At 67.6% G+C, this 1,232-nt stretch carries 1 protein-coding gene; it reads right to left on the reverse strand.

Features of this window, described 5'->3' with window-relative positions:
- Positions 1 to 1,232, reverse strand: a 1,232-nt coding sequence (locus V7793_RS37735) for a cobalamin-dependent protein (RefSeq protein WP_336014261.1), incomplete at both ends; no start/stop codon positions are given.

A 1,232-nucleotide genomic window follows, 5' to 3' on the forward strand; every position in this document is an offset into this window, starting at 1 on the left:
TCGACGTCGTCGGGGTCTTCGCCGGCGAAGCCGAGTTCGGCGCGGACGCGGGCGTGCCAGTACTCGGCGAGGGCTTCGGCGAGCTGGACGGACAGGCCGTGCAGTTCGAGGTAGTCGCGGTAGGCGTCGGCGGCGAACAGCTCCGCCGTCGCCTCGCCGATGCGGGAGCCGACGGTGACGACCTGCAGGCCCACGACGTCCTTCTCGCCCGATTCCTCGGGCCGGAAGTAGTCCGCCAGGCACAGCCGCCGCCCGCGCCGCTGCCGCGGGAACGTGAAGCGGGTGCGCTCGATCCCGTCCTCGTCCAGCAGGATCAGGTCGTCGCCCTTGCTCACGCACGGGAAGTAGCCGTAGACGACGGCGGCTTCGAGGAGATTCTCGGTGTGGAGTTTCTCCAGCCAGCCGCGCAGGCGCGGGCGGCCCTCGCTCTCCACGAGCTCCTCGTACGTCGGGCCGCCGGCGCGGGCCTGCTTCAGACCCCACTGCCCCTTGAACAGCGCGCCTTCGTCGAGCCAGGACGCATAGTCCTTCAGCCCGATCCCCTTGATCACCCGCGTGCCCCAGAACGGCGGCTCCGGCACCCGGTTGTCGACCGCCACATCCGAGCGGACCGAACCCTCGGGCTCCTCCACCTCCAGCACCGCCGCCGCAGCGCGCTTGGGCACCCGCCGCTGCTTCAGCTCCGGCAGCACCGCCCCCGGCACACCCCGCTTCACCGCGATCAAAGCGTCCATCAGCCGCAGACCCTCGAAGGCATCGCGCGCATACCGCACTTCACCCTCGTAGATCTCATGCAGATCCTGCTCCACATACGCCCGGGTCAGGGCAGCACCGCCCAGGATCACGGGGTACTGGGCGGCGAGCTTGCGCTGGTTGAGCTCCTCCAGGTTCTCCTTCATGATCACCGTGGACTTCACCAGCAGCCCCGACATCCCGATCACATCGGCACGATGCTCCTCGGCCGCCTCCAGGATCGCCGAGACCGGCTGCTTGATGCCCAGATTGACCACGTTGTAGCCATTGTTGGACAAGATGATGTCGACCAGGTTCTTACCGATGTCATGGACGTCACCGCGGACCGTGGCCAGCACGATCGTGCCCTTGCCCTCCGCATCCGACTTCTCCATGTGCGGCTCCAGATACGCCACCGCCGTCTTCATCACCTCGGCCGACTGCAGCACGAACGGCAACTGCATCTGCCCCGACCCGAACAGCTCACCGACGACCTTCAT

The sequence above is a fragment of the Streptomyces sp. KLMMK genome, assembly GCF_036961605.1.
Lineage (GTDB): Bacteria > Actinomycetota > Actinomycetes > Streptomycetales > Streptomycetaceae > Streptomyces > Streptomyces telluris.